The 26888-nt window shown below is 70.2% G+C and carries 29 protein-coding genes; 15 read left to right on the top strand and 14 right to left on the bottom strand.

Features of this window, described 5'->3' with window-relative positions; genetic code table 11:
* The first annotated feature begins 3 nt into the window (after window positions 1-3).
* Entirely contained in the window at window positions 4-2499 is a 2496-nt protein-coding gene (locus BLT23_RS10510) for a glycosyltransferase (RefSeq protein ID WP_090048105.1), read from the top strand.
* A complete protein-coding gene (locus tag BLT23_RS10505) occupies window positions 2500-3591 on the top strand; it encodes a glycosyltransferase family 4 protein (RefSeq protein ID WP_176946680.1) in 1092 nt (363 codons plus the stop codon).
* A gap of 51 nt (window positions 3592-3642) precedes the next feature.
* On the opposite strand, the gene BLT23_RS40645 is transcribed toward BLT23_RS10505, so the two are convergent.
* Genes BLT23_RS40645 through rfbB form a run of 3 tightly spaced genes read right to left on the bottom strand, consistent with a single transcriptional unit; the run spans window position 3643 to window position 5674 of the window.
* Window positions 3643-3792 (bottom strand): hypothetical protein, encoded by a 150-nt coding sequence (locus tag BLT23_RS40645; protein WP_176946679.1) that lies wholly within the window; start codon window positions 3790-3792, stop codon window positions 3643-3645.
* Window positions 3793-3834: 42 nt separating this feature from the next.
* Window positions 3835-4683: a dTDP-4-dehydrorhamnose reductase gene (gene rfbD / locus BLT23_RS10500; protein WP_090048104.1), complete on the bottom strand. Its 849-nt coding sequence runs from the start codon at window positions 4681-4683 to the stop codon at window positions 3835-3837.
* Between the two features lie 4 nt (window positions 4684-4687).
* Complete coding sequence (gene rfbB, locus BLT23_RS10495) at window positions 4688-5674, bottom strand: dTDP-glucose 4,6-dehydratase (RefSeq protein WP_090048103.1); 987 nt, start codon at window positions 5672-5674, stop codon at window positions 4688-4690.
* A 126-nt stretch (window positions 5675-5800) separates the two neighbouring features.
* Here rfbB and BLT23_RS10490 point away from each other — a divergent pair, with 126 nt between their 5' ends.
* From BLT23_RS10490 to BLT23_RS10480, 3 genes are all read left to right on the top strand, one after another.
* Window positions 5801-7339, top strand: coding sequence for an LCP family protein (locus BLT23_RS10490; protein ID WP_245743883.1), 1539 nt, complete (start codon window positions 5801-5803; stop codon window positions 7337-7339).
* A gap of 66 nt (window positions 7340-7405) precedes the next feature.
* Complete coding sequence (locus BLT23_RS10485) at window positions 7406-8593, top strand: LCP family protein (protein WP_090048102.1); 1188 nt, start codon at window positions 7406-7408, stop codon at window positions 8591-8593.
* A gap of 11 nt (window positions 8594-8604) precedes the next feature.
* Entirely contained in the window at window positions 8605-9291 is a 687-nt protein-coding gene (locus tag BLT23_RS10480; RefSeq protein ID WP_090048555.1) for a TIGR03089 family protein, read from the top strand.
* Here BLT23_RS10480 and BLT23_RS10475 read toward each other — a convergent pair.
* Complete coding sequence (locus BLT23_RS10475; RefSeq protein ID WP_090048101.1) at window positions 9272-9694, bottom strand: DoxX family protein; 423 nt, start codon at window positions 9692-9694, stop codon at window positions 9272-9274. The genes BLT23_RS10480 and BLT23_RS10475 overlap by 20 nt on opposite strands.
* Window positions 9695-9809: 115 nt before the next feature.
* Complete coding sequence (locus BLT23_RS10470; RefSeq protein ID WP_090048100.1) at window positions 9810-10553, bottom strand: META domain-containing protein; 744 nt, start codon at window positions 10551-10553, stop codon at window positions 9810-9812.
* Window positions 10554-10642: 89 nt separating this feature from the next.
* Between BLT23_RS10470 and BLT23_RS10465 the strand changes: the two genes are divergently transcribed.
* From BLT23_RS10465 to BLT23_RS10435, 7 genes are all read left to right on the top strand, one after another.
* Window positions 10643-10984 (top strand): ArsR/SmtB family transcription factor, encoded by a 342-nt coding sequence (locus tag BLT23_RS10465; protein WP_218133711.1) that lies wholly within the window; start codon window positions 10643-10645, stop codon window positions 10982-10984.
* Window positions 10981-11463 carry an SRPBCC family protein gene (locus tag BLT23_RS10460; RefSeq protein ID WP_090048098.1) on the top strand — a complete coding sequence of 161 codons (483 nt, stop codon included), beginning with the start codon at window positions 10981-10983 and terminating at the stop codon, window positions 11461-11463. Before BLT23_RS10465 ends, BLT23_RS10460 begins: the two co-directional genes overlap by 4 nt.
* Window positions 11464-11536: 73 nt before the next feature.
* On the top strand, window positions 11537-11893 hold the full coding sequence (locus BLT23_RS10455; protein ID WP_143035888.1) for a hypothetical protein: 357 nt from the start codon (window positions 11537-11539) through the stop codon (window positions 11891-11893).
* A 58-nt stretch (window positions 11894-11951) separates the two neighbouring features.
* Window positions 11952-12716 carry a GntR family transcriptional regulator gene (locus BLT23_RS10450; RefSeq protein ID WP_090048096.1) on the top strand — a complete coding sequence of 255 codons (765 nt, stop codon included), beginning with the start codon at window positions 11952-11954 and terminating at the stop codon, window positions 12714-12716.
* A gap of 64 nt (window positions 12717-12780) precedes the next feature.
* Window positions 12781-13392 (top strand): hypothetical protein, encoded by a 612-nt coding sequence (locus BLT23_RS10445; RefSeq protein WP_090048095.1) that lies wholly within the window; start codon window positions 12781-12783, stop codon window positions 13390-13392.
* Window positions 13393-13441: 49 nt separating this feature from the next.
* Window positions 13442-13870 (top strand): macro domain-containing protein, encoded by a 429-nt coding sequence (locus tag BLT23_RS10440; RefSeq protein WP_218133710.1) that lies wholly within the window; start codon window positions 13442-13444, stop codon window positions 13868-13870.
* A gap of 112 nt (window positions 13871-13982) precedes the next feature.
* Window positions 13983-15116, top strand: a complete 1134-nt coding sequence (locus BLT23_RS10435; protein ID WP_090048093.1) for a TIR domain-containing protein — start codon at window positions 13983-13985, stop codon at window positions 15114-15116.
* Window positions 15117-15186: 70 nt separating this feature from the next.
* Here BLT23_RS10435 and BLT23_RS10430 read toward each other — a convergent pair whose 3' ends face one another.
* The 7 genes from BLT23_RS10430 to BLT23_RS10400 form a co-directional block, all read right to left on the bottom strand.
* Window positions 15187-16350 carry an acyl-CoA dehydrogenase gene (locus BLT23_RS10430; protein ID WP_090048092.1) on the bottom strand — a complete coding sequence of 388 codons (1164 nt, stop codon included), beginning with the start codon at window positions 16348-16350 and terminating at the stop codon, window positions 15187-15189.
* Between the two features lie 88 nt (window positions 16351-16438).
* Window positions 16439-16927, bottom strand: a complete 489-nt coding sequence (gene purE / locus BLT23_RS10425) for a 5-(carboxyamino)imidazole ribonucleotide mutase (protein WP_281248829.1) — start codon at window positions 16925-16927, stop codon at window positions 16439-16441.
* Window positions 16924-18111: a 5-(carboxyamino)imidazole ribonucleotide synthase gene (locus BLT23_RS10420; protein WP_090048091.1), complete on the bottom strand. Its 1188-nt coding sequence runs from the start codon at window positions 18109-18111 to the stop codon at window positions 16924-16926. Before BLT23_RS10420 ends, purE begins: the two co-directional genes overlap by 4 nt.
* Window positions 18112-18243: 132 nt before the next feature.
* Window positions 18244-19257: a hypothetical protein gene (locus tag BLT23_RS10415; protein ID WP_090048090.1), complete on the bottom strand. Its 1014-nt coding sequence runs from the start codon at window positions 19255-19257 to the stop codon at window positions 18244-18246.
* Entirely contained in the window at window positions 19254-20048 is a 795-nt protein-coding gene (locus BLT23_RS10410; protein ID WP_090048089.1) for an ATP-binding cassette domain-containing protein, read from the bottom strand. Before BLT23_RS10410 ends, BLT23_RS10415 begins: the two co-directional genes overlap by 4 nt.
* A complete protein-coding gene (locus tag BLT23_RS10405) occupies window positions 20045-20425 on the bottom strand; it encodes a GntR family transcriptional regulator (protein ID WP_090048088.1) in 381 nt (126 codons plus the stop codon). Before BLT23_RS10405 ends, BLT23_RS10410 begins: the two co-directional genes overlap by 4 nt.
* A 110-nt stretch (window positions 20426-20535) precedes the next feature.
* Window positions 20536-21303: a GGDEF domain-containing protein gene (locus BLT23_RS10400; RefSeq protein ID WP_245743882.1), complete on the bottom strand. Its 768-nt coding sequence runs from the start codon at window positions 21301-21303 to the stop codon at window positions 20536-20538.
* A gap of 210 nt (window positions 21304-21513) precedes the next feature.
* Between BLT23_RS10400 and BLT23_RS10395 the strand changes: the two genes are divergently transcribed.
* The 3 genes from BLT23_RS10395 (at window position 21514) to BLT23_RS10385 (ending at window position 24895) form a co-directional block, all read left to right on the top strand.
* Window positions 21514-23712: a sigma-70 family RNA polymerase sigma factor gene (locus BLT23_RS10395; RefSeq protein ID WP_245743881.1), complete on the top strand. Its 2199-nt coding sequence runs from the start codon at window positions 21514-21516 to the stop codon at window positions 23710-23712.
* A gap of 117 nt (window positions 23713-23829) precedes the next feature.
* The gene (locus BLT23_RS10390) at window positions 23830-24429 is read left to right on the top strand and encodes a GtrA family protein (RefSeq protein ID WP_245743907.1); all 600 of its coding nucleotides are present in this window, start codon (window positions 23830-23832) and stop codon (window positions 24427-24429) included.
* Window positions 24359-24895, top strand: coding sequence for a GtrA family protein (locus BLT23_RS10385; RefSeq protein ID WP_090048085.1), 537 nt, complete (start codon window positions 24359-24361; stop codon window positions 24893-24895). Before BLT23_RS10390 ends, BLT23_RS10385 begins: the two co-directional genes overlap by 71 nt.
* A 20-nt stretch (window positions 24896-24915) precedes the next feature.
* Here the strand turns inward: BLT23_RS10385 and BLT23_RS10380 are convergent, their stop codons facing one another.
* Window positions 24916-26190: an ATP-binding protein gene (locus BLT23_RS10380; protein ID WP_090048084.1), complete on the bottom strand. Its 1275-nt coding sequence runs from the start codon at window positions 26188-26190 to the stop codon at window positions 24916-24918.
* A complete protein-coding gene (locus tag BLT23_RS10375) occupies window positions 26190-26864 on the bottom strand; it encodes a response regulator transcription factor (protein WP_090048083.1) in 675 nt (224 codons plus the stop codon). The genes BLT23_RS10380 and BLT23_RS10375 overlap by 1 nt, the downstream gene beginning before the upstream one ends.
* Between the last annotated feature and the right edge of the window lie 24 nt (window positions 26865-26888).

Here is a 26888-nt window from a genome sequence, read left to right as displayed (position 1 = left end):
CGCGTGGAACGAGCATCCCTGCCCGCCGTCTCCGTCATCGTCGTCAACTACCGCGGCGCCGAGGACACCGTCACCTGCGTGCGCGGACTGGCCGAGGTCGACTACCCGGCGGAGCTGCTCCAGGTCGTCGTCGTCGACAACGAGGCCCACGACACCGCCCGGCTGAAGCAAGAGCTCGCGGGGCAGCCCGGGGTCAAGATCGTCAGCGACGACCGGAACCTGGGCTTCGCGGGCGGCTGCAACCTCGGCGTCGAGCACGCCACGGGCGACGTGCTCGCGTTCCTCAACAACGACGCGCGCGCGGACCGCGACTGGATCAAGGCCGCCATCCGGGTCTTCCACGCCGAGCCGTCCGTCGGCGCCGTCGCGAGCAAGGTCCTGGACTGGGACGGCAAGAAGATCGACTTCGTCGACGGCGGCCTGACCTGGTTCGGCATGGGCTACAAGCGCCACGTCGGCCAGACCGACGACGGCAGCCACGACGCCCCGCGCGACGTGCTGTTCGGCACCGGCTCCGCGCTGTTCGTGCGCGCCGCGCTGTACCGGGAGCTCGGCGGGTTCGACGAGCGGTTCTTCATGTTCTACGAGGACGTCGACCTCGGCTGGCGGCTCAACCTGCGCGGCTGGCGGGTCCGCTACGAGCCGAAGTCGCTCACGTTCCACCGCCACCACGCGTCGATGAGCACGATCGACCACAGCCGCGAGCTGTACCTGCTGGAGCGCAACGCGCTGGCGACGCTCTACAAGAACTTCTCCGACGAGACGCTGGCGCGCGTGCTGCCCGCCGCGCTGGGCCTGGTCGTGCGCAGGGCGACCGCGCGCGGCGACATCGACGCCAAGCAGCTGGAGATCACCCGCAGGCCCGCCGACCCCGCCGACGACCGCAAGCCCGCCGAGATCCCGCGCGGCTCGCTCGCCGGGTTCCTCGCGATCGACCAGTTCGTCGAGATGATGCCGAAGCTCGCCGAGTCGCGGCGGGTCGAGCAGGCGTCGCGGCGGATGTCGGACACCGACCTGGTCCCGTTGATGCGCAAGGCGCTGGAGCCCGCGTACGACCTGCCGCGCTACCTGGTGGCGCACGACATCCTCGTCGAGGCGCTCGGCATCGACGAGGTGTTCGGCAAGCCCCGCAAGATCCTCGTCATCACCGGCGACGCGATCTCGGAGCGCATGGCGGGCCCGGCGATCCGCGCCTGGCACATGGCGGACGTGCTGTCCGGCGAGCACGAGGTCCGGCTGATCACGACGAACCCGTTGTGCGACCCGCCGGACGCGCCGTTCACCATCGAGGGCGTCAAGCTCAAGCAGCTGCCGGAGAACGTCCGGTGGGCCGACGTGATCGTGTTGCAGGGCCACGGCCTGGAGATGGCGGCCGAGCTGAAGCAGCCGGGCTCCACCAAGATCGTGGTCTGCGACATCTACGACCCGATGCACCTGGAGCTGCTGGAGCAGGGCAAGGACGACAGCGACGAGAAGCGCGCCGCCGACCTCAAGAGCGTCACGCGGGTGCTGACGAACCAGCTGGAGCGCGGCGACTTCTTCCTGTGCGCGTCCGAACGCCAGCGGCACTTCTGGCTGGGCCACCTGGCCGCGCTGGGCCGCCTGACGCCCGCGCTGTACGACAACGACCCGACGACCCAGTCGCTGCTCGGGATCGTCCCCTTCGGACTGTCGGGCAAGCCGCCGCAGCGCACCGGTCCGGCCATCAAGGGCGTGGTGCCCGGCGTCGGCGACTCCGACAAGGTCGTGATCTGGGCGGGCGGCGTCTACTCGTGGTTCGACCCGCTGTCGCTGATCAAGGCGATGGACCACCTGCGGCGGCGGCAGCCGACCGCGAAGCTGTACTTCCTCGGCATGAAGCACCCGAACCCCGAGGTCCCGGACATGGACATCGCCGGCCAGACGCGGTCGCTCGCCGCGTCGTTGGGGCTGACCGGTGAGAACGTGTTCTTCAACGACGGGTGGGTGCCCTACACCGAGCGGCAGAACTGGCTGCTCGACGCGAGCTGCGGCGTCACCACGCACTACGAGCACGTGGAGACGACGTTCGCGTTCCGCACGCGGGTGCTCGACTACCTGTGGGCCGGGCTGCCGATCGTCACCACGTCCGGCGACTCGTTCGCGGACCTGGTGGAGAGGGAAGGACTGGGCGTCGTCGTGCCGCCGGAGGACCCGCAGGCACTCGCCGACGCCCTGGAGAAGGTGCTCTACGACGAGGAGTTCGCGGAGTCGTGCCGCGAACGCATCGCCGTCGTCCGCGAGCGGTTCACCTGGGAGACGGCGCTCGCGCCGCTGGTGGAGTTCTGCCGGAACCCCAGGCCCGCCGCGGACCGGCTGTCCGGCTCCGCCCCCATGGTGCGCACACCGGGGCTGAGCACGACGGACAAGGTGAAGCGGGACCTGCGGCTGGTGCGCGAGTACCTCGACGCGGGCGGCCCGACCGAGTTGGCCAAGCGGGCGTCGGGGCGCCTGCGCAAGATCGCGCGTGGTGGCAGGTAGATGGCGAGATCCCCGAAACCCCTCAAGGTGCTGCTCGACGGCACCCCCCTCCTCGGACACCGGACCGGAATCGGCCGCTACACAGCGGCGCTGGCGGAAGAGCTGGCCTCCATGCCGGAGGAGGTCGACGTGCGGGCGGTGGCGTTCACGCTGCGTGGCTGGCGCGCGTTGCGGACGGTGCTGCCGCACGACGTGACGGCACGCGGTCTGCCCGTCTCCGCACGGGCACTGCGCGAGTTGTGGCTGCGCGCCCCGTTCCCGCCCGTCGAGCTCCTGACGGGCTTCTCCAACGTCATGCACGGCACGAACTTCGTGCTGCCGCCGACGTTGCGGGCCGGCAAGGTCGTCACGATCCACGACCTGGCGTTCCTCGACTCCCCCGGCGACCTGCCGCCGTCCGACCGCAGGCTCCCCGAGCTCGTGAAGCTGTCGGCGCAGCGGGCGGACGTGATCTGCACGCCGACCGCGGCCGTCGCGACCGTGGTGGCGGACCGGTTCTCGGTGCCGCTGGAGAAGATCGTCGTGACGCCGCTGGGCGTCGACCCCGCGTGGTTCGCGTCACGACCGCCGTCGCCGACGTTGCGCGGCCGGCTGGGCCTGCCCTCGGAGTACCTGCTGTTCGTCGGAGCGGACGGGCCGCGCAAGGGACTCGAGTACCTGATCAAGGCGCACGCCTCCGACCCGTCGCTGCCCCCGCTGGTGCTCGTGGGGCCCGGACGGTCCGGTGTGGACGGACGGGTGATGCGGACCGGGTACCTGCCGGACGTGCACCTGAAGTCGGTCGTCGCCGGCGCCACGGCGCTGGTGCTGCCCTCGCGGGACGAGGGTTTCGGGCTGCCCGTGCTGGAAGCGTTGGCGTGCAACGTCCCCGTGGTGTGCTCGGACGTGCCCGCGCTGCGCGAGGTCGCCGGTGGGCACGCGTTGCACGTGCCCGTCGGGGACGTCGAGGCGCTGGCCGCCGGGCTCGCTCAGGCCGCCGCCGCGCCCGGCACCCCCGAGGCCCAGTCCGAACGCCGTGCCCACGCCGCCGGGTTCACGTGGCGGCGGTGCGCGGAGAAGACGGTCGAGGCGTACCGGAGGAGCAGGGCCTGACGGCGCGGTCGTCGTGGCAGGGCGTCGGGGAGACCTGACGCCCCGGCTTCCTCACCGGGCGCGGGGCCTCGGCGAGCGCTGGTCGAGCTGGCTCAGCGACACCTGCCGCGAGCCCGTGACAACGGCGACGGACCTCAGGAAGCGGTGCCGGTCGGAAGTCGTTGCCGCGGGTCGCTGGTCGTCGCGCCCGGAGTCAGACATGACGAAGAGGTTCTCGCACCGGAGACGACCGTGCCAGACCGGTCACTCAGATGGCCCAGCACTCGTATGGGGCGCAACGATTCCCGCCTTGAACGCCGCAGACAGGGCGTCGCGCCACGGAGGCAGCGGACGCAGTCCCGCCGCCGCCCACGCCGCACCCGACAGCACGGAGTAGGCGGGCCGCGGTGCGGGGCGCGGGAAGTCGGCCGTGGCGCAGGGCCGCACCCGGTCCGGGTCCGCGCCCAGCTCCTCGAAGATCGCCCTGGCGAAGCCGAACCACGTCGTCTCACCGGCGCCCGACGCGTGCAGCAACCGCTGCCGCGGCAGCACCTCGACCAGTTCGAGCAGACCGGCGGCCAGGTCGCGCGCCCACGTGGGCGAACCCGTCTGGTCGTCCACAACGGACAGAGTCGGACGCGAGGACTCCAGTGCCGCCATGGTCTTCACGAAGTTCGAGCCGTGCTCGCCGTACACCCACGAGGTGCGCACGACGTAGCCACCCGCCTCCAGGACGCGGCGTTCGCCTTCGAGCTTCGTGCGGCCGTACGCGGTCTTCGGGCCCACCGGGTCGGACGGCTCGTACGGCCGCGTCCCGTCGCCGGAGAACACGTAGTCCGTCGAGATGTGGACCAACGGGATTCCGGCGGAGGCGCAGGCTTCGGCGAGCAGTCCGGGACCGACGGCGTTGACCGCGAACGCGCGGTCCTCGTCGGTCTCGGCGGCGTCCACCGCGGTGTAGGCGGCGCAGTTGACCACCGCGGTCGCCCCGGCGAGGTCCGCCGGGGTCACGGCCGTCACGTCCAGCTCGGCGGACGACACCGCGCGGACGTCGGACGACAGGTGAGCGAGGTCGTGGCCCAGCTGGCCGCGACCTCCCGGGACGAGGATCACCCGCTCAGCCCTTCGCCAGCTGGGCGCGCTCCTTGAGCGGCTCCCACCAGTCCCGGTTGTCGCGGTACCACTTGACGGTGGCGGCCAGCCCGGACTCGAAGTCCACCTGCGGCTGGTAGCCCAGCTCCCCGGCGATCTTGGAGATGTCGACCGAGTACCGGCGGTCGTGTCCCTTGCGGTCCTGCACCGGCTCGACGTACGACCAGTCACGGTCCGTGGCGGCCAGCAGGCGTTCGGTCAGCTCGCGGTTGGTGAGCTCGGTCCCGCCGCCGATGTTGTAGATCTCGCCGGGCTTGCCGCCCTCGGCGACGAGCTGGATGCCGCGGCAGTGGTCGTCGACGTGCAGCCAGTCGCGCACGTTGAGGCCGTCGCCGTACAGCGGCACCTTCTTGCCGTCGATGAGGTTCGTGACGAACAGCGGGATGACCTTCTCCGGGAACTGGTACGGCCCGTAGTTGTTCGAACACCGTGTGATGCTGACGGGAAGTCCGTGGGTGCGGTGGAACGCGCGCGCCAGCAGGTCGGACGACGCCTTCGACGCCGAGTACGGCGAGTTCGGCTCCAGAACGTGGTCCTCCGACCACGATCCGTCCTCGATCGAGCCGTAGACCTCGTCCGTCGAGACGTGGACGAACCGGCCGACACCGGCGTTCAGCGCGCCCTGCAACAGGGTCTGGGTGCCGAGGACGTTCGTCAGCACGAAGTCGGCCGAGCCCGTGATGGAGCGGTCGACGTGCGACTCGGCGGCGAAGTGCACGACGACGTCGGTGCCGCGCATCTGCTCCGCGACGACCGCGGGGTCGCAGATGTCGCCGCGCACGAACTCAAACCTCCCGGCGACCGGTGCGAGGTTCGTCTCACTGCCCGCGTACGTGAGCTTGTCCAGCACCACCACGTCGGCACCGGCGAACGCCGGGTACGACCCGCTCACCAGCTCTCGCACGTAGTGCGAGCCGATGAAACCGGCCCCACCCGTCACCAGTACACGCATGCCTTTTCCTCCCGCGCAGTTCCCCACCGAAGTCTGTCACGTAAGTCATCGCTGCAACCCACAGCAACGTCACGTCGTCTGCCTTATAAACGAACTACACTCGAAAAGGTGGGGGAGGAAACGGCTGTGGAAGGCAGAAGCCTGCCGGTCGGAGTGGTCGTCACCCGGCCGAACGGGGCTTTCCGCGCGTTCCTGGTGACCGGCAAGGTCTTAGTCTCGCTCGTCTCCGCCGCTGTGCTCCTCGTCACCTCGTACGGGTGGAGCAAACTGCGGTCGGCCGACGAGGGCATCGTGAAGACCGAGGTCATCTCGGAGGAGCTCACCAAGCAGGGCCCGAAGCCGCTCGACGGCGCCGTCGACATCCTCCTGGTCGGCATCGACAGCAGGACCGACGCGCAGGGCAACCCGCTGTCGGAGGAAGCGCTCGCACTGCTGAACGGCGGCTACTCCGACGGCGAGCAGAACACCGACACGATGATCCTCGTGCACATCCCGGTGGACGGCACGCGCGCGGTCGCCATCTCGTTCCCCCGCGACTCCTACGTCGAGATCGCCGACGGGTTCGGCAAGCACAAGCTCAACTCGGCGTTCGCCCGCCAGCGCAACACCGTCGACCAGGAGCTGCGCGCACAGGGCGTGACCGACGAGCAGCAGCTCCGCACCGAGTCGATGGCCGCCGGCCGCAAGACGCTGATCAAGACCATCGAGAACCTGTCCGGCGGCAAGGTGCGCATCGACCGCTACGCCGAGGTCAACCTGGCGAGCTTCTACGAGGTCACGAAGGCCGTCGGCGGCGTCGAGGTGTGCGTGAAGGAGGCCACCTCCGACTGGGCCTCCGGCGCGAACTTCCAGGCCGGCCCGCAGACCATCGAGGGCGCGGCGGCGCTGTCGTTCGTGCGCCAGCGCAACAACCTCCCCGGCGGCGACCTCGACCGCATCGTGCGGCAGCAGGTGTTCATCGGGGCGCTGGCGAAGAAGGTCCTCTCGACCGGCACCCTGACCGACCCGGCCAAGCTCAACGACCTCGTCGGGGCCGTGCAGAAGTCCGTGATCCTCAGCTCCGGCTGGGACATCACGACGTTCGCCGAGCAGATGCAGGGCCTGGTGGGCGGCAACATCGAGTTCAAGACGATTCCGGTAGGTCCCCCGACGGACACCTACGGCGACGGCAACGTGCTGCCGGTGAACCCCGCCGAGGTCAAGAAGTTCCTCACCACCCTCGCCGCGGACACCCCGACGTCGAGCAGCGTGACGACCACCACCACGACACTGCCCGCTCCCCCGGCCTCGGCGATCACCGTGCAGGTCTACAACGCGGCGAACAAGCAGGGTCTCGCGGCCACCCTGATGAACGAGCTGTCCGCCAAGGGTTTCCAGCGCGGCCTCGTGGGCTCCGCTCAGCAGACCAGTGACGTCACGGTCATCCGCCACGCCCCCGGCGAGGAGGGCTCCGCGCGCAAGGTCGCGGCGGAGCTCGGGCTGGAGGCGGAGGTCGAGGAGAGCGCGTCCGTCCAAAAGGGACAGGTGCAGGTGTTCGCCGGAACGGACTACGCCGCGCTGGACGACTCGGAGGACGTGAACGCGCAGAACGCGCCCGGCTCGTCTTCAACCGTGACGAGCAGCACCCCGCCCATCACCGCTGGTGGGCTGGTCTGCGTGAACTGAATCTCCGGCGTAACGGCCCGCCGATAGTTAGGCTGAGGAAGCAGATCAGCCACTGGAGGACCGACGTTGAGCGCCGCCGCACGCGCGAAGAAGACCGCACTGGTCGCCGGCCGCACGGCCGTCGCGCTCGTCGCCGTGGCAACGTTGGCGATCTCCGGTTACTTCTGGACGGCGCTGCGGCTGGTGAAGCAGAACACCAACACCACGCAGATCCTCCAGGTGCTGGAGGACGTCCCGAACTCGCCGCCCGCGGAGGACGGCGCGATCGACATCCTGCTGGTGGGCAGCGACAGCCGCACGGACGCGCAGGGCAGGCCACTTCCCCCGGACGTGCTGCGCAAGCTGCGCACCGAGGGCACGGACACCGTGAACACGGACACCATCATCGTGATGCGGGTGCCGCGCAACGGCGGCACGGCGAGCGCCATCTCCATCCCGCGCGACACGTACGTCCCGATCGCCGGCTACCGCGAAGACAAGATCAACTCGGCCTACGGCGCCGTGAAGTACCTCACGGCGGAACGGCTGCAGGCGGAAGGCGTGCGCGACCAGGCCGAGCGGGAGCGCAAGTCCGACGAGGCGGGCCGCAAGGCACTCGTGCAGGCCGTGCAGGACCTCACGGGCATGCGCGTCGACCACTACGCGGAGATCAACCTCTACGGCTTCTACCTGCTGACCCAGGTGATCGGCGGCGTGAAGGTGTGCCTCAAGGCGGGCACGTCCGACCCCAACTCCGGGGCGAACTTCCGCGCGGGCGAACAGGTGATCTCGGGCGGCGACGCGCTGTCGTTCGTGCGGCAGCGGAACATGGAGGGCGGTGACCTGGCCCGCATCACCCGTCAGCAGGTGTTCATGTCGCAGGCCATGAAGCAGCTGCTGTCCGCCGGCACGTTCACCGACCCCGGGAAGATGAACGGCCTGCTGGACGCGGTGTCGAAGTCCGTCGTCGTGGACGAGAACCTCGACCTCACGACCCTGGCGGCGCAGGCGCAGGGACTCGCGTCGGGCAACGTGGAGTTCGCCACGATCCCGGTCACGAGCATCGACACCCTCAACGAACGCGGCCAGAGCGTCGTCACGGTCGACCGCGACGCCGTGCGGGCCTGGGTGGCCCAGCTGATCGGCGAGACGCCCGCTCCCGTCACTCCCGAGACCCCCGCGTCGCCGTCGCGGTTCGGTCCTGGGAAGCTGCTCTCACTGGACGGCTTCCCCGCCGCCCAGGTGGCCCAGCCGGAAGTGCCCTGCGTCGACTAGGAGTGACCCGCGTGAGCGTGACCGAGATCCTCTTCACGCCCCTGCTGAAGGCCGACTCCGGCCGTCCGCTGATCACGCACTACGACGACGCGACGGGCTCGCGGATCGAGCTGTCCCGCGCGACGGTGAAGAACTGGGCGGCGAAGACGGCCAACTGGCTGCGTGACGAACACGACGTCGAGCCGGGCGACACCGTGGCCGTGCTGCTGCCCTCGCACTGGCAGACCGTCGGCGTGCTGCTGGGCGCCTGGTGGTGCGGCGCCCGCGTGGTCATCGGCCCTGCCGAGGACGCGAAGGTGGCGGTCGTGGCACCGGGCGGCACGGCGGACGCGGACGTCGTGGCCGTGGCCTCGCTGCACCCGTTCGGCGTCGGCTCCGGCGCCCCCGTCGACTACACCGACGACGCGCGGGCCCACGGCGACGACTTCTTCCCGTGGGAACCGCTTGCCGGCTCCGCCCCCGCCCTCGGCGACTCCACTGTGGACGAGGTGGTCGCGGCGGCCCGCGAGCTCGGCGCGAAGCTGGGCGACGAGCCGCGCGTGCTGTCCATTGTGGAGTGGGACTCGTCCTCCGCCGTCCTGGAAGGCTTCCTCGCCGTGCTCGCCGCCGGCGGCTCACTGGTCCAGGTCAGCAATCCCGACGCGGGTCAGCTGACCGCGCGCCGGGAGACCGAGAAGGTCACGCTGCAACTGGGTTGAGCACCTTGTTGTTCTTGAACAGCACGCGGTCCAGCGAGTAGGCGCCGCCGTTGAACCCGAGCGCGAGCGCGGCCGCACCGAGCGCGATCACCAGCTCGGAACCGCCCTCCCCGGTCAGGCCGTTCGACAGGTGCACGAGCAGCCAGGCCCCGGCCATGTTGAAGGCCAGCAGCACACCGACGACCGGCAGCGCCACCCCGGCGATCAGCGCGACACCACCGGCCAACTCGACGGAGGCGGCGAACCACGCGGACAGCGTCGGCAGCGGAATTCCCATCTTCTCGAACGACCCGGCCGTGCCGTCCATGCCGAACTCGGCGAACTTCTGCCAGCCGTGCGCGATGAAGATGACGCCGAGCGCGATCCGTCCGATGAGCGCCGTTACGTCCTTGAGCGTGTTCACAGTTCCCCGATCCTGTCGTTCGTTCTGCTCCGAACCGAAGCTAGTGCAGGTTCGGGCGTCCTCATGATTTCGACAGGAATCGCACAGCAAGACCACATGTTCGCAGGTCGGCCCCCTACTTCCGCAGCCCCACCCCCGACCCGGACGCCGCGGTCAGCCTCAGCCGCTGTCCGTCCACTTTGAACTCCGAACGACCCTGAAGTGCTTCCGTGACAGCCTTTTCGACCGCCATCTCGTCCGGCCCGCACGCCTTGTCCGTCAAAACCAGCTCCTCGAACGTGATCGCGGACCCGTCCGTCCGATAACGCGCGGACCCGGAGTTGCACCCAGCCGACACCTCAACGCCACCGTCCCGGAACTCCAGCGTCGCAACGACTCCACCCGGCACCGACCCTGCGGTGTCACCGGAGATCAGCGTGTCGGCGGTCCACTTCCCGCCTTCGAGCGAGGCCGGAACCTCCGGCGCGAGCACGATCTCCGTGCTGTCGTCAGCGACGACGAGGTTCGCCCCGTCCTTGCGCCACGACGGCGAGGCCCCCAAGAACTTCGACAACCACTCGTCCTGCTCGTGCAACCGCGGGTCCGGACACCCGATCATGGTCATGCTCAGCTCACCGGCCTCGATCTTGCCGCCTCCCAACGAAACCGGCGCCTGCATCTGGTTGCACCCTGCCCGAGCGATCACCCTGCCGTCGTCGGTGAACGACAGCTCCACCCTGGTCCCGTCGACCAACGCCCGCGGCGCACCCCTCTCGGTGACGGACGTGGAGTGGAACACCCCGCCGACCACACCGGCACCCGCCCCGCCCCCACACCCGGCGACCAGCAGCGCGACGACCACGAGAACCCGATAGCCCATGCCGTGATGACGGAACCCGACCCCCACCAGGTTGCCCTTGACATCGAAGCCCAGAAGGCGCTTACTTAACCCACAGGTTATTTAACCCGATGGTTAGGCACAAGATGGACCAGCTGAGCGCCACCTTCGCCGCCCTGGCCGACCCGACCCGCCGAGCGATCCTCGCGCGGCTGACGGAAGGTCCGGCGACGGTCAAGGAGCTCTCCGAGCCGTTCGACATCAGCGGCCCGGCGATCTCCAAGCACCTGCGCGTGCTGGAGAAAGCCGGCCTGATCACCAGGGGCAGGGAAGCCCAGTGGCGCCCCTGCCAGCTCGACGCGACACCCCTGAAGGAGGTCGCCGTGTGGGCCGAGAACTACCGCCGCTTCTGGGACGCGAGCTACACGCGCCTCGACGCACTGCTGACCGAGTTGAAGGAGACAGAACAATGAGCACCACCACCAAGTTCGGCACGACCGTGACCCTCCCGTCCGACACCGAGATCGCCATGACCCGCACCTTCGACGCCCCCGCGGCCCTGGTCTGGAAGGCGTTCACCGACCCGGCCCTGCTGCGCCGCTGGCTGCTCGGCCCGGACGGCTGGGAGATGCCGATCTGCGAAGTCGACCTGCGCGTGGGCGGCAAGTGGCGCTACGGCTGGGCGCAACCGGACGGCTCAGGCGCGTTCGAGATGCACGGCGAATACACCGAGGTCACGCCGTACACGCGGATCTGCAACACCGAACACTTCGAGGACAACCCACCTGCTCTGACGACCGTGGAGTTCGTCGAGACCGACGGCCGCACCACGATGACGTCGACGATGAAGCTCGTGTCGCAGGAGGCCCGCGACGCCGTGCTGGCGACGGGCATGGCGGATGGCGCGGGCCGCAGCTACGAGCGCTTGGGCGAGATCCTCGCCGACCTGTAACCAGAACGTAGTCCCCGGCCGTGGGACTCGTTTCCCCCGGTCGGGGCATTGTGACGGGGCTACGTTCGAACGCATGGGACGTTTCCTCGTGGCTCTGGCCCTGACAGTCGGTTTCGCCGTCTACGCCCCCGCCCTCGCGCAGGCGGCGGAGGACACGCGTTGGCAGATCGAGCCGTGTGCCGAGGGCACGAGGGCGTTGTGGTTGCCGCGCGTCGACAGAGCGGGCACGGACATCAGCTGCACCACCGAGGACGCGCGTGCGGTGGCGGTGGCGGAGGCGATCGGCAGTGGCAGCCTGATGCGGATGGCGAACGTGGCGGTCGCCGGGGCGCAGCAGGTGTCGGACCAGTCGTTGACGCCGGAGTCGCCCTGTGTGCTGGGGGCGAAGGGGGCCATCGGGAACGACATCGGGACCTGCGTGGCCGCGTGAGCCGGGCCCGGTAGCTTGGTCGCTCTACAGAACCGCGACCTGGCTGAGGAGATGGCTCATGACCGACAACGCCCACCAGGGGCGCGTTGGCTATCGGGACATCGCGAACGACCTCCGGCGGCAGATCGAGTCCGGCGAGCTGCCGCCGGGCGGCAAAGTTCCCGGCGAGAACGTCCTCACCAGCCGGTATGGCGTGGAGCAGCCCACTGCCCGGCGGGCGCTGGACGTGCTGAAGAACGAAGGGCTCATCGTCGCCAAGCGCGGGTCCGGGACGTTCGTCCGCGAGTTCCGACCGATCAGGCGCGTGTCTCCGGACCGTCTGCTGGCCGGCACGTCCTGGGGTGCCGGGCGGCCCATCTGGTCCACCGACGTCGGCACGCGTCCGCGGACCGAAGGTGTGACGGTCGGCGTGGAGGTGCCGCCTGCGGCGATCGCGACCGTGCTGGGTCTCGGTGAAGACGCTCAAGTGGTCGTGCGGCGGCGTCGGTATGTGGTCGACGACAAGCCCGTCCAGCTCTCCACCTCGTACTACCCGGAGGCGCTCGTCGCCGGGTCTGCGATCGCCGAGGTCGACACGGGTGAGGGCGGTGCGTACGCGCGGCTCAAGGAGTTGGGCTACGAACCCGTTCGGTTCCGCGAGGAGCTGCGGAGCCGCATGCCCGGAGAGAGTGAAAGTGCGGCGCTCGACCTGGCCCAGGGCACACCGGTCGTCCTGATCGTGCGGACGGCTTACACCGCTGATGACCTGCCGGTTGAGGTCAACGAGATGGTTCTCGACGCGGCGGCGTACGTGCTCGAGTACAAGTTCGGCTCCCTGAACTGAAGTTGCAGATCTGTACCGAACAGCGCTTTACTCCGCGAAAAGTTCTGTACAGGGAATGGTGTCAATGGTTGTTGCGCCGTATGTCACAGCGTGGAGTGCTGAGCAGGATCTGCAGTGCACGCTCGTTGAGCGGCCTGACGGCAGCATCGGGTATGCCAAGGAGTTGCTGAGCGACCGCGACTCGCACGGCGTGCTGTGGCGGCAGACCGGATTGCGTCACCAGGTCGGGCGGCCGGAGTTCGCCAGGGTGCATCCGCTGCGGCAGCGCCGGGCCATGGAACTGTCGCTGTGTCAGGTTTGTGGCGGGCCGGCTGATATCAACGACGACGGCGTTCTGTGGCTGCTGCGGGACTTTCGTGGTGACTGGCCGGGTTGGCCGGAGGGGATGGCCTCGACGGAACCGCCAGTGTGCTTGGCATGTGTTCCGGTGGCGCTGCGGTCGTGTCCGGCGTTGCAACGCGGCGCGGTCACGGTTCGCGTGCGGCACTGCCCGATCGTGGGTGTGCGCGGCGTGATCTACCGGCGAGGCACGCTCACGCCAACAGCCGTGACCGCGGACAACTTCGGCTATGACGACCCACTGGTCGGCCGGGTGCTCGCGTCCGCCCTGGTGCGCGAGCTGCGTGGCTGCCGTGACGCGGTTTTGTCGGGGGTGCCGGGCATCATGAGGGCCTGACGCCACTTCCGGGGGGATTGCTGTGATCGTGCAGGGTGCCGGTGACCTGTTGGACGCCGAGACCGACGCGTTGGTGAACGCGGTGAACTGCGTCGGTGTGATGGGGAAAGGATTGGCGTTGCAGTTCAAGCAGCGCTTCCCCGCGTACTTCGATGCCTACGCTTCCGCTTGCGCCGCAGGGGAAGTACGGCTGGGACGCGTGCACGTGACCAGGCTAGACCGGTGGTTCGTCAGCTTTCCGACCAAGCGGCACTTCCGGTCGCGGTCGAAGCTGTCCGACATCGCGTCCGGACTGGACGACCTGGCGCGCGTGGTCGGAGAGCTGGGCTTGCGGTCGGTGGCGGTGCCACCGCTCGGGGCCGGGCTCGGCGGTCTCGCGTGGGCCGAGGTGGAGCCTCTGATCGAGGAGAAGCTGGGGCGGCTCGACGCCGCGGTGGCGGTGTTCAGCCCTGGCAATGCCGCGCGGCTCGGCTTGTGACACACGGAAGTGTCCGATCGGCCGTCGGTTTCGGCTGATCGTGAGGACACGACGTGCGTACTGTCGACGCGAAACGATATGCAGCCACTGAAGGGTGAGGCACGATCACCCAATGACGGAGAGGATTCCCGAACTGCTCATCGCCCTCGCGCAACGCCTGTCGACCCTGTCGGACGACATAGAGGCTGACAGACGAAGACTCGGCCGTTTGAGAGATACCGCGAACTCGTTCGCGGAGAGCTGGTCCGGCTCCAACTCAGGGTTTCGGTCGACAACCTACTACCGCGACTTCAGCAAACCGACGTTCGGCGAACGCTTCGGCAAAGGACGCACGCTCCTCCGAGTGATGGTCGACAGCATGGGCCCGTGGACGGCACATAGTCGTGATTACGTCCATTCCAGGATCAGGTCAGAAGCCGGCGATCCGGACCTGACCACGGTGGTCTCCTTGTCCGACGAGGCCCGCGGCCAGCTCGCGGCAGCGAAGGACGAAGCCGAGAGTCTGCTGACTGCGTATCTCTCCTTCAACCACAACGACTACCTCCTCAGCCTGAAGACGCGGATCTCCCAGGTCGACGCGATCACCTATGAGAACGCGCTCGCCGCACTTCTCGAAGCCAGTGCGGCGCAGGAGAAGACCGCGAAGCAGAAGCTCTCTCCGGCTCCGCACCAAGAGGTGCTCGCTCGGGTGAGCGCGATCATCGATCCGTTCGAGAAGTGCAAGGAGCTCGCGCGACTCGTGCAGGTGGCCGCCGAACACATCGACTCGCTGACCACCCGGTCCGGCCAGGTGGAGTCACCCGGCACCACCCCACCGGCCCGGCGTGGCACGCACGTCTTCATCGGCCATGGACGATCCCCGCAGTGGCGGGAGCTGAAGGACTTCCTCCAGGACCGTCTCGGGCTCTCCTGGGACGAGTTCAACAGGGTTCCGGTGGCGGGCGTGTCCAACGTCGAGCGCCTTGCCTCGATGCTGGACGAAGCGGCGATGGCGTTTCTCGTGCTCACAGCGGAAGACGAACGTGCCGACGGCGCGGTGACCGCACGGCAGAACGTCGTTCACGAGGTCGGCCTCTTCCAAGGCCGTCTCGGGTTCTCCCGCGCGATCGTCATGCTGGAGGAAGGATGCGCGGACTTCTCGAACATCCACGGGCTCGGCCAGATCCACTACCCGGCAGGCCGGATCGCCGCGAGCTTCGAAGACGTTCGCCGCGTGCTGGAACGCGAAGGGCTTCTGGGCTCGTAAAGCGCACGGCCTGGAGGCGGCCTGATCATGGAATCAGGAGCCTCCAGGCCGTGACCCGAAGTGGTGAAACTCAGCCGTTCAGGACGGCGCGCGACATCACGACGCGCTGGATCTGGTTGGTGCCCTCGTAGATCTGCGTGATCTTCGCGTCGCGCATCATGCGCTCCACCGGGAAGTCGCGGGTGTACCCGGCACCACCGAAGAGCTGGACGGCGTCGGTCGTGACCTCCATCGCCACGTCCGAGGCGAAGCACTTGGCGGCGGCGGTGATGAAGCCGATGTTCGGCTCACCACGCTCGGCCTTGGCGGCTGCCACGTAGACCATGTGCCGCGCGGCCTCGATCTTCATGGCCATGTCGGCGAGCATGAACTGGACGCCCTGGAAGTCCGAAATGGACTTGCCGAACTGCTTGCGGTCCTTGACGTACGCGACCGCGGCTTCCAGTGCGCCCTGCGCGATGCCGACTGCCTGGGCGCCGATCGTCGGACGGGTGTGGTCCAGCGTCTTCAAAGCCGTCTTCAGGCCGGTGCCGGGCTCGCCGATGATGCGGTTGGCCGGGATGGTGCAGTTCTCGAAGTAGATCTCGCGGGTCGGCGAGCCCTTGATGCCGAGCTTGCGCTCCTTGGGGCCCACCGAGAAGCCGGGGTCGTCCTTGTGCACGACGAACGCCGAGATGCCCTGCGACTTCTTGGCGGCGTTGGGGTCCGTCACGGCCATGACGGTGTACCAGGTCGACTCGCCGGCGTTGGTGATCCAGCACTTCGTGCCGTTCAGCACCCAGTTGTCGCCATCGAGCTGAGCGCGGGTGCGCATGGACGCCGTGTCGGAGCCCGCCTCGCGCTCGGAGAGGGCGTAGGAGGCCATCGCCTCGCCGGAGGCGATGGACGGCATGACGAGCTGCTTCAGCTCCTCGGACGCCGAGAGCAGGATCGGCATGGTGCCGAGCTTGTTCACGGCGGGGATGAGCGAGGAGGAGGCGCAGACGCGGGCCACCTCCTCGATGACGATGCAGGTGGCGACGGAGTCGGCGCCCTGGCCGTCGTAGGTCTCGGGGACGTGGACCGCCGCGAAGCCCGCCTTCACGAGGGCGTCGTGGGCCTCGACCGGGAAGCGCTCGTTCTCGTCGACCTCGGCCGCGTGCGGCTTGATCTCCTTCTCGGCGAGCGAGCGGACGGCCTCTCGCAGCGCCTCGTGCTCCTCGGCGAGCTGGTAGGTGCCGAAGCTCGGGTTCACCGTGTTACCTCCCGGTAGCGAGTACTCGACACGATGTTAGCGCCCGTTCACCGGGCGCGCCGCTGTGCTGTTGAGCACTTGAAACGACTCAGAGCGACTTCTGCAGAGCCGCGTCCTTGTCTAGTACGAGCTGCTCGAGCTCCGCCTGGAAACGTGCCATGCGCTCCTGCAGCGCCGGGTCGCCGGAGGCGAGCATCCGGACGGCCAGCAGGCCCGCGTTGCGGGCTCCTCCCACCGACACCGTGGCGACCGGGACGCCCGCCGGCATCTGCACGATCGAGAGCAGCGAGTCCATGCCGTCGAGGTACTTCAGCGGCACGGGGACGCCGATCACCGGGAGCACGGTGGCCGAGGCGACCATGCCGGGCAGGTGGGCGGCTCCGCCGGCGCCCGCGATGATCACGCGCAGGCCGCGGGAGGCGGCCGTGGTGGCGTAGTCGAGCATGCGCTGCGGGGTGCGGTGGGCGGAGACGACGCTCACCTCGAACGGGACGTCGAACTCGGCGAGCGCCTCGGTGGCGGCCTTCATCACCGGCCAGTCCGAGTCGCTGCCCATGATCACGCCGACCTGTGTCACTCCGAGCTCCCGTGGATGTCGTAGCCGTCTGTCCAGACGCCGGTGGACAGGAAGTCCGCCGCGAGGCGGGCGCGCTCGCGGACCGTCGTCATGTCGTTGCCGAGGAACGTCACGTGCCCGACCTTGCGGCCCGGCCGTTCCTCCTTGCCGTACAGGTGCACGTGCGCGTCCGGGAACCGGGCGAACAGGTGGTGCACGCGCTCGTCGGGACCCATCGCCGGGGTGTCGGCGGCGCCCAGGACGTTCGCCATCACCACGGCCGGTGCCATCAGGTCCGTGCGGCCGAGCGGGTAGTCGAGGACGGCGCGCAGGTGCTGCTCGAACTGGGACGTGCGGGCGCCCTCGATCGACCAGTGGCCGGAGTTGTGGGGGCGCATCGCGAGCTCGTTCACCACGACGCCGTCCGCGGTCTCGAACAGCTCCACGGCCAGCACGCCGACCACGCCCAGCGCCTCGGCGACCTTCAGGGCCAGCTCCTGGGCGGCGTCGCCGTCCAGGGACGGGGCCGGGGCGAGCACCTCGACGCAGATGCCCTCGGACTGCACGGTCTCGACGACGGGCCACGCCGCGCCCTGCCCGAACGGGGACCGCGCCACGACGGCGGCCAGCTCGCGGCGCATCGGCACGCACTGCTCGACCATCAGCGGCGTCCCGGACTCCAGCAGCTCGGGGACGGCGCGCTCGGCGCTCTGCGGGGTGTTCAGCATCCACACGCCGCGGCCGTCGTAGCCGCCGCGGACCGCCTTCAGCACGGTCGGCCAGCCGTGCTCGGCGCCGAACCTCAGCACGTCGGCGACGGAGTGGACCTCGGCGAACGGCGGCACGGGCAGGCCCAGCTCGGCGAGTTTCACCCGCATCTTCAGCTTGTCCTGCGCGTACTGGAGGGCGTCCGGACCGGGGTGCACCTTCACACCCTCGGCGACCAGCGCGCGCAGGTGCTCCTGCGGCACGTGCTCGTGGTCGAACGTGACGACCTCGCAGCCCTTCGCGAACGCGCGCAACGCGTCCAGGTCGGTGTGCGTGCCGAGCACGACGTCGCGCGCCACCAGTGCGGCGGGGTCGTTGTCGGAGACGGCGAGCACGCGCAGGGACTGGCCGAGCGGGATGGCGGCCTGGTGCGTCATGCGGGCGAGCTGCCCGCCGCCGATCATGCCGACGACTGGGAGACGGGTACGGGAGTCCACGGTTCAGGCAGCCTACCTGCAGCTTCTGCGGACCTCACCAGCAGAGCCAGCCGCCGCCGGAGACGGCCCGGTCACGGCCCCGGAGCCGCACCGGTGAACGGCCCCACCCCCAGTGAGGCCGTTCACCCGGACTCAGGACCGCGACACGGGATCGTCGGCACCGTCCACGCCTGGCGCGGGCTGCGCCTCCCCCGCGCCCCCCGCCTCGACAGCGGACTCGGCGGCGGGCTCGGCGGCGGCCGTCTCCGCGACGGCCGGGACCGGGAGGCGGCGGTGGGACCGCGTCGGCTTCCACCCGCCGCCGCGGCTCAGCGCCCGGAACGTCAGCACGACCAGGGCCACCGTGAGCAGCGCGTAGAGGCTGAACTCGACGAACTGGAACGCCCCGACCCGGCTCGGCGGCTGGTAGTCGACGTACGTGCCGGACGCGGCACGCGCGCTGCGCATGCAGCTGGCCACGTTGGACTGCGCGGCGCACACGTCCGGCACCCCGACTGGTTTCAGGTCCTCGCCGACGAACCCGCTGCCCATCTCGAGCGAGCCCGGTGCCACCTTCGGCGACTCCTCCCAGCGGGCGATGTCCCGCTCCGCCGGCCAGTAGTAGTCGCGCAGGAACGAGATCACGGTCCTGACCAGCGTGTAGGCGATCACCGTCGCCGCCATCGCGGTGGCCACGTGCCGGGTCAGCAGGCCGATCGCCACGCCGAGCGCGAACCCGAACGCCGCGTACCCGGCTTGCACGAACGAGTTCGCCTCGAACGCGCGCCACGTGGACGACTGGCCACCGGTGAAGCCGCTGCCCGCTCCCACGGCGGCGCCGAGCAGCACGACCAGCAGGCCGAGGGCGATCATCTTGCCGCGCAACCACTCCAGGGCGGTGACGTCCTGGCCCCACGCCACGAAGTACGTGCGCTCCTCCAGCTCGCGGGCCACCAGCGGGGCTCCGAGGACCACACCGGCGACGCCACCGAACGCGAGCTGCACCGCGACCGCGTAGAAGCCCGCCATCTGCAGCGAGCCGGCGGGCCCGTCCCCCGCCTCGCCGGCGAACAGGGCGTAGACGGTGCCCAGGGCGAGGACGGCGAGGCCGATGACCGGCCCCCGGTGCTGGCGCCAGGTCAGCCAGACGATCGACTCCAGGTTCACGCCGCACGCTCCAGGTGTGCCACGACCAGCTCCTCCAGCGTCACGAACCGGGCGGTCCACGGTTCGCCGGCCGCGGCGCCACCGGACCGCACCAGGTACGACGAGTGCGACACACCGTGCTTCGCCTGCACCACAGGTCCTTTCACAGGTGACTTCGAGGCGTGCGGCCCCGTGTAGAGAACGTGCTCTTCCAGCAGGTCGTCGGTCTCGCCGTCGAGCAGCAGCCGCCCGGCGGACAGCAGCAGCAACCGGTCCGCCACACCACCGACCTCCGCGACGACGTGGGTCGAGTAGACGAGCGTCATGCCGCGGTCGGCGACCTCGGTCAGCAGTTCGCTCATGACCTTCCTGCGCGCCAACGGGTCCAGTTCGGACAGTGGCTCGTCGAGCAGCAGCACGTCCGGGCGCGCGCCCAGTGCCAGCGCGAGGGTCAGGTGCGTGCGCTGGCCTCCTGACAGGTCCTCTGCCTGCAGCTTGCGCGGCACCTTGAACCTCTTGAGCCACTCGTCGGCCCGTTCGCCGTCCCAGGTCTTGTTCATGTGCTTGCCGAACGCGAGCACGTCGGCCACGCGGAAGCTCTTGTACATCGGCTTGTGCTGCGGGACGTACGCGACGCGGCCCGCGATCGCGCCATGTCCCGACTCCGGTGGCAGGTGTCCCGCCAGCACGTTCAGCAGCGTGGACTTCCCGGAGCCGTTGGCTCCCACCACCGCCGTCACGCTGCCCGGTGGCAGTTCGAAGGAGACGTCCCGCACCGCCCACTTCGACACTCCGGCCGCAACCACGCTCATCGCTCTCCCCCACTCAGCACCTCGCGCAGCAGCGCGTACACGTCCTCGTCCTCCAGCCCGGCGGAGCGCGCCTCCGCGACCCACGCGGCGAGCTTGGCGCGCAACGGGTCCAGGTCCTCGGGGGTGGCGGACCCCAAGGAGCTCTTGACGAAGGTGCCGGAGCCCTGGCGGGCCTCGACGAGGCCCGCCAGCTCCAGCTCGCGGTAGGCCTTGAGCACCGTGTTCGCGTTGACGCCGCTCGTGGCGACGACGTCGCGGACCGTCGGCAGGCGGTCGCCCGGCCGCAACCAGCCGAGTCTCAGCGCCTCCCGGACCTGCTGCCCCAGCTGCAGGTACGCCGGCAGGCCGCTGCCGCGGTCGACGTGGAACTCGACCACACGCACTCCCCAGATTGTTCTAGTTAACTAAGACAATAGAACACTTCTGGAGGCGCGCGGAAGAGGCCCGGTGGGGACGCGGGGACCCACGGGCGCGGGACAGGGGGAGATCAGCGCCCGAGCGAGTTCAGCAGCGCGCGGGCCTCGACGGCGGTGTCCGGCAGCTCCTCGACCCAGACCTTCGCGGGTCCGGCGGGGCGGACGTTCGGGTCGTCGGCGAGCCGGTCCGCCGTGAGCACCCTCAGGTTCGAAACTCGGCGCGAGAGCTGCTCGTCGCGCCTCACCAGCACGGCGGCCACGCACGGACCGAGGGTCGCCAGCGTCTCTCCGCCGTCGAAGACCGTGCGCAACGCGTCCGCGGCGAGGGTCATGGCCACGACCCGAGACCAGCCCTTCGCGCGGTGGATCTCCAGACGCAGCAGCACGAGCGCGTAGTCGAGCGACACGACGGGCGACTCCCGGTACACCTCGCCCAGCCGCGTGCGCAGGTAGGCGGCGGTCGCCAGCCCGGTCAGCGGGTCCTCCGCCGTGCGGTCACCCGCCTGCTTGGTGACCACGTCCGCCCACCCCAGCGAGGTCAGGCGCAGCATCCACGACGGGAGCGCGTCCACGCACGGCGACACGATCCGGGACCCGTCGGCCAGCACCGCGTGCAGCGCGGCGAGGTCCATCAACGTCTCGGCGAGGCCGGCACCGGCCTCCGCTCTGGCGCGGCCCAGCCGGACCAGGGCCTCGGCGGGGTCGGCGTCCTCCAGCATCGCCGCGCACACGTCGTCGACCTCGGCGAGCGGCCAATCCGCGGGGAACGCCCAGCCGGCGGCCAGGGAGGCGGTCCGCCACCTCGACTTCAGCAGGCGTTCCGCTTGTGCGACACCCACCCGGTCTCCTTCCACTCGCCAACGTCACCCGATCGATTCCAGCTGGGAGACGTTCACGTCGCCGGATCGTGACGCAACCCGCGCGGGGGATTGAGGTGACTCCCGGTGAGGCCGTAAGTCACACTGAGCGCCGCGAGGAGGGAAACGAAGACTGTGGCGACCGTTCCTGCAGATGTACAGGGGCCTGGCGACGCGGAACTGATCCAGTCCGTGCGCGGTGGAACCATCGACGCCTACGGCCAGCTGTACGAACGCCACGTCTCGGCGGCCTACAACCTCGCCCGCCAACTGGCCCGTTCTCCCGCCGAAGCCGACGACCTCGTCTCCGAGGCGTTCGCGAAGGTGCTCGACACGCTGCGCGCCGGCCGCGGTCCCGACTCGGCGTTCCGCGCCTACCTACTCACCGCGCTGCGCCACACCGCCTACGACAAGACCCGCCGCGAGAAGAGGGTCGACCTCACCGAGGACATGAACGAGGTCGCGCCGCCCGTGGCGTTCAGCGACACCGCCGTGGCCGGGCTCGAACGGTCGCTCGCCGCCCGCGCGTTCGCCGCGCTGCCGGAGCGCTGGCAGATGGTCCTCTGGCACACCGAGATCGAGGGCCAGTCGCCCGCCGAGGTCGCCCCGCTGCTCGGGCTGACGGCCAACGGCGTGTCCGCGCTCGCCTACCGCGCCCGCGAGGGCCTCAAGCAGCAGTACCTGCAGATGCACCTGGCCGAGACCGCGGCGGAGCGCTGCAAGGCGACCGTCGACCGGCTGGGCGCCTGGACCCGCGGCGGCCTGTCGCGGCGCGAGTCGACGCAGGTCGAGACGCACCTCGACGAGTGCGGCCGGTGCCGTGCGCTCGCCGCCGAGCTGGCGGACGTCAACGGGTCGCTGCGGCTCTTCGTCGCCCCGCTGGTCCTCGGCGTCGGCGCCACGTCCTACCTGCTCACGGCCGGTGCGGCGACGACCGTCGCCGGTGCGGGCGCGGCGGCGGGCGGCGCGGGCGCGATCGGTGCCTCGATCCCCCGCCAGCTCGTCACGGTCGGCGGGTCCGCCGCGGCCGTGGCCGCCGCCGTGGTGATCGCGCTGGCCAGCGGCGGCGGCGAGCAGCAGCAGCCGCAGGTGCAGGCCGAGCCGCCGCCCCCCGCCGTGACGCGGGTGCAGCCGCCCGCACCGCAGCCCCCCGTCCCCTCTCCCGAGACGCCGTCACCGGAGCCACCGGCCCCGACCCAGGCGCCGGCACCCGAGCCGGAACCGGAACCGGAACCGCCCGCACCCGAGCCCCCCGCGGCCGAAGAACCGGCGCCCGAACCGCAGCCCGAACCGGAACCGGAGCCGCCCGCACCGCCGTCGTTCACGCCGACCACGCCGAGCGGGTACACGCTGACGCCCGGCGAGGAGGCGAAGGACTTCCCGATCACCGTCCGCAACACCGGTGGCACCGCGGCACCGCCCGCGAGCATGGTGCTGACGCTGCCACCGGGCGTGCTGTCGACCGGCGGCCCGTCGTCGTTCGCGGCACGGGCGTTGCAGCTCGACGGCGCGCAAGAGCAGTCCGTCGACTGCCCGGCGGGCAGCGGCACGATCACCTGCGTCACGCCCCAGGGCATCGCGCCCGGCGGCGAGGCGACGTTCCTGTTCCGGCTGAAGGCGACGCACGAGGCCCTGCCCGGCCGCATCACCGGCACGATCAGCGCGGGCGCGGCGGTCTCGGTGAACGTCGACATCGCGGTCAACGTCCCGCCGGTGCACGACGACCTGGAGCTCACCGTGTCGACGTGGCACGAGATCTTCTGGGACCCGCGGGTGGACGTGAAGGTCCGCAACACCGGCCCGCGCGCGGGCACGCTGAAGCTGGAGGTGTCGTCGTCGGACAACATCGCCATCTTCACGCCGTACCGGGAGTGCACGCCGACAGGTCCGCGCTCGTTCCGGTGCGTCGCCGACCTGGAGAAGGACGGCACCTACCGGATGTCGCTGTGGGCTCTCGGGCTGCCGTACCGGGGCGGGTCGATCACCGTCAAGGCGTCCCTCGGCAACGCGGCGAAGTCCGTGACCGTGCCGGTGCGGACGCACCCGGACCTCCCGCCGGTCGAGGAGCCGAAGCCGCCGACGACGACGCCCGTGCCACCGACGACCACCACCCCCAGGCCGACCACGACGTCCGTCCCGGCCAAGCCGACGGAGCCGACCCGCACCGAGAACCCGCTGCCGACGACGACGGTGCCGAGCTCGCCGGTGGAGTCCCCGGCGACGACGACCACCACGCCGCCGTCCTCGGTGCCAACCACCACCGCGCCGCCGTCCTCGACGCAGTCCACCGCGCCGCCGCGGGCGTCGGAGCCGTGCGAGCGGTGGCCGGGCCTGCTGGGGTCGCTGCTGCCGGACCTGCTCGGTTCGTCCTGCCCGCCGGAGACGTTCTGAGCCCGTTCAGGACTTGACCATCGGTCGTGACGGAACGTGCAGGTCACACCGCGCTGCGTGGTTTCGGCGGCACCCGCGGACGGGTGCCGCCGCCATGATCCGTAAGCTGTCGCGGTGCTGCCAGTCGTCCGCCGGGCCCTGAGCCGGTTGCCAGAACCACTCCAGTTCCTGCTGCACAAGCACCGCGAGATGATCCGGTTCGCCGTGGTCGGCGGCACGACGTTCCTCATCGACAACGGCGTCTGGTACGCGCTCAAGCTCACCGTCCTGACCGACAAGGTCGTCACGGCCAAGGTCATCGGCGTCCTGGTGGCGATCATCGCCTCGTACGTCCTGTCCCGCGAGTGGTCCTTCCACACCCGCGGCGGCCGCGAGCGCCACCACGAGGCGGCGCTGTTCTTCCTGGTCAGCGGCCTCGGCGTGGGCATCAACATCGTGCCGCTGTGGCTGTCGCGGCACCTGTTCGGCCTGCAGGCCCCGTTCGTGACGAAGATGACCGAGGAGATCGCGGACTTCGTGTCCGGCTCCGTGATCGGCATGCTGCTCGCGACGGGCTTCAAGTTCTGGGCCATGCGGCACTGGGTGTTCCCGGACGCGGGCGCGCGACCTGACCGGCACGTTCACCCGATCTCCGTAGACTCTTCTCGTGTCCCTAGCCGAAACAATGGTCTCCCGGTTTCCGGAGCCGATCCGGTCGATCGCGCTGAAGCATCGTGAACTGGTGAAGTTCGCCCTGGTCGGGGGCACGTGCTTCATCATCGACACCGCGCTGTTCTTCGGGATCAAGATCCTCGTCCTGCCGAACAACCCGGTGACGGCGAAGATCATCGCAACGCTGGTCGCCACGATCGTGTCGTACATCCTCAACAGGGAGTGGTCGTTCCGCACCCGCGGCGGCCGGGAACGCCACCACGAGGCACTGCTGTTCTTCCTGGTGAACGGCATCGGCATCGTGCTGAACTCGGCACCGCTCTACCTCGCGCGGTACGCGTTCCACCTCCAGGAGCCGCACGTCTCGCGGCTGACCGAGGAGGTCTCCGACTTCGTCAGCGCGCAGATCATCGGCACGCTCGTCGGCATGGCCTTCCGCTGGTACGGCTACAAGAAGTGGGTCTTCCCCGAGGAGAACGCGCGCGGCTCCAAGCGGCCGATCGAGGAGGAGAAGGAGCTCGGCCACTCCTGAAGCGCCGGCCTCTCGGGGCGCTACCGGGGAGTGCTCGGCTTCCTCCACGAGATCCCCACCACGTCCTGAGCCTTGGGCACCGGCAGGAACACCGCGAACGTCGCCGGTCGCGCCGTCGACAGCTCCAGCCGCCCGCCGTCCGCGTCGACCAGCGCCCGTGCGAGCGCGAGCCCCACACCCGTCGAGCCGCCACCGGACACACCGCGCTCGAAGATGTGCGCCGCCAGCTCGTCCGGCACGCCGGAGCCGGCGTCGCTGACCTCGACGACCACCGTGCCGTCCTCGCCGCGCGCCGACACGACGACGTTGCCCTCGCCGTGCCGCAGCGCGTTGTCGAGCAGCACGCCGATGGCCTCGCGGAGCCGGGCGGGCGTGGCGCGGGCCAGCAGCCCGTCCGGGACGCGGACCCGCAACGACCGGCCCTGGCTCTTGACCTGCTCGCGCCACTCCTCGGCGATGGCGTTCAGCGCGGGACGCAGCTCCAGCGGCTCCGCGCCCACCGCCCGTGCCGCGCGGGCCGCCGCCAGCAGCTCGTCCAGCACGGCGGCCAGGCGTTCGGCCTGTTCCAGCGCGGCGCGTGCCTCGGACGCCGTGTCCGGTTCCGGGTGCTCCGCCAGCGCTTCGAGGCGCAGCTGCAACGCGGTCAGCCGGCTGCGCAGCTGGTGCGAGACGTCGCCGACCAGGTCGCGTTCGCGCTGGACCAGCCGGGCCAGCGCGGTGGCCGAGGCGTCGAGGGCGGAGGAGACGGCGTCCAGCTCCTCGATCTGGTGGCGCTGCTCGTCGGCGCGGAAGTCACCGGCGCCCAGCCGGGACGCGCGGGCCGCCACGTACCCCAACGGCCGGGCAAGCGTTTGCGCCGTCACCAGCGCGACGACGGTCCCGGTGCCCACCGACAGCGCGAGCAGGAGCAGCACCAGGCCCGCGACCTGCGCCTGGCTCGTGTGCATGGGCCCGGACGGGATCTCCAGCCGGACGGTGCCCTGCTGGGCGATCGGCAGCTCGGCGGTCAGCGGGTCGGCCCCCGGCGAGGGACCGACGACGCTCGTGGCGCCGCCGGAGAAGACGGTGAGCCTGCCGTCGGCGGGAACGGCGATCCGGACGGCCTCGATGTCGATCTCGCGGCGGGTCGCCAGCTGGTCGTCGAGCGTCGTCGCGATCCGCTGCGCGCGTTCGGTGAGGGCACCGCGGGCGGTGTCCTCGACCAGCTGCAACGCCGTGTAGCCCAGCGGGATGCCGAGCACGAAGCCCGTCACGGCGACGGCGAGCAGGATCGCCCGCAGGATGCGGCGACGCATCAGTCGGCGTTGAAGCGGAACCCGCGGCCGCGGACGGTCGCGATGCGGCGCTCCGCGGAGTTGGGCGTGCCGTCACCGAGCTTCCGGCGCAGCCACGACATGTGCATGTCGAGCGTCTTGCTGCCCTTCAGGTCCGGGTCGTTCCACACCTCGGAGAGGATCTCGTCGCGGCTCACCACCTGGCCCGCGCGCTGGATCAGCACCTTGAGCAGCTCGAACTCCTTGTTCGCCAGCTGGATCTCGCCGCCGTCGACCGTGACGCGCCGGGCGGCCAGGTCGACGCGCACGCCGTTGACCTCCAGCGTGCCCGGTGCCCGGCGGCGCAGCAGCGCCCGGATGCGCGCCATCAGCTCGGCGAGCCGGAACGGCTTGGCGACGTAGTCGTCCGCGCCCGCGTCGAGCCCGACGACGAAGTCCACCTCGTCGGCACGGGCCGTGAGCATCAGCACGGGGATGCCCCTGCCGCTCTGGCGGAGCCTGCGGCAGACCTCCAGCCCGTCCATGCCCGGCAGCCCCAGGTCCAGCACCAGCAGGTCGACCCCGCCGGTGACGGCGACGTCGAAGGCGCTCGGACCGTCCCCCACGACCTGCACCGAATAGCCCTCCCGCGTCAACGCGCGGGAGAGCGGTTCCGCGATGGCCGGGTCGTCCTCGGCCAGCAACACCACGCTCACGGGCCCAGCGTATTCGTGCGACGA

The organism is Lentzea fradiae (assembly GCF_900100955.1).
Lineage (GTDB): Bacteria > Actinomycetota > Actinomycetes > Mycobacteriales > Pseudonocardiaceae > Lentzea > Lentzea fradiae.
The sequence above is the reverse complement of the archived record's forward strand: the minus strand, read 5'-3'. Positions and strand labels throughout refer to the sequence as shown.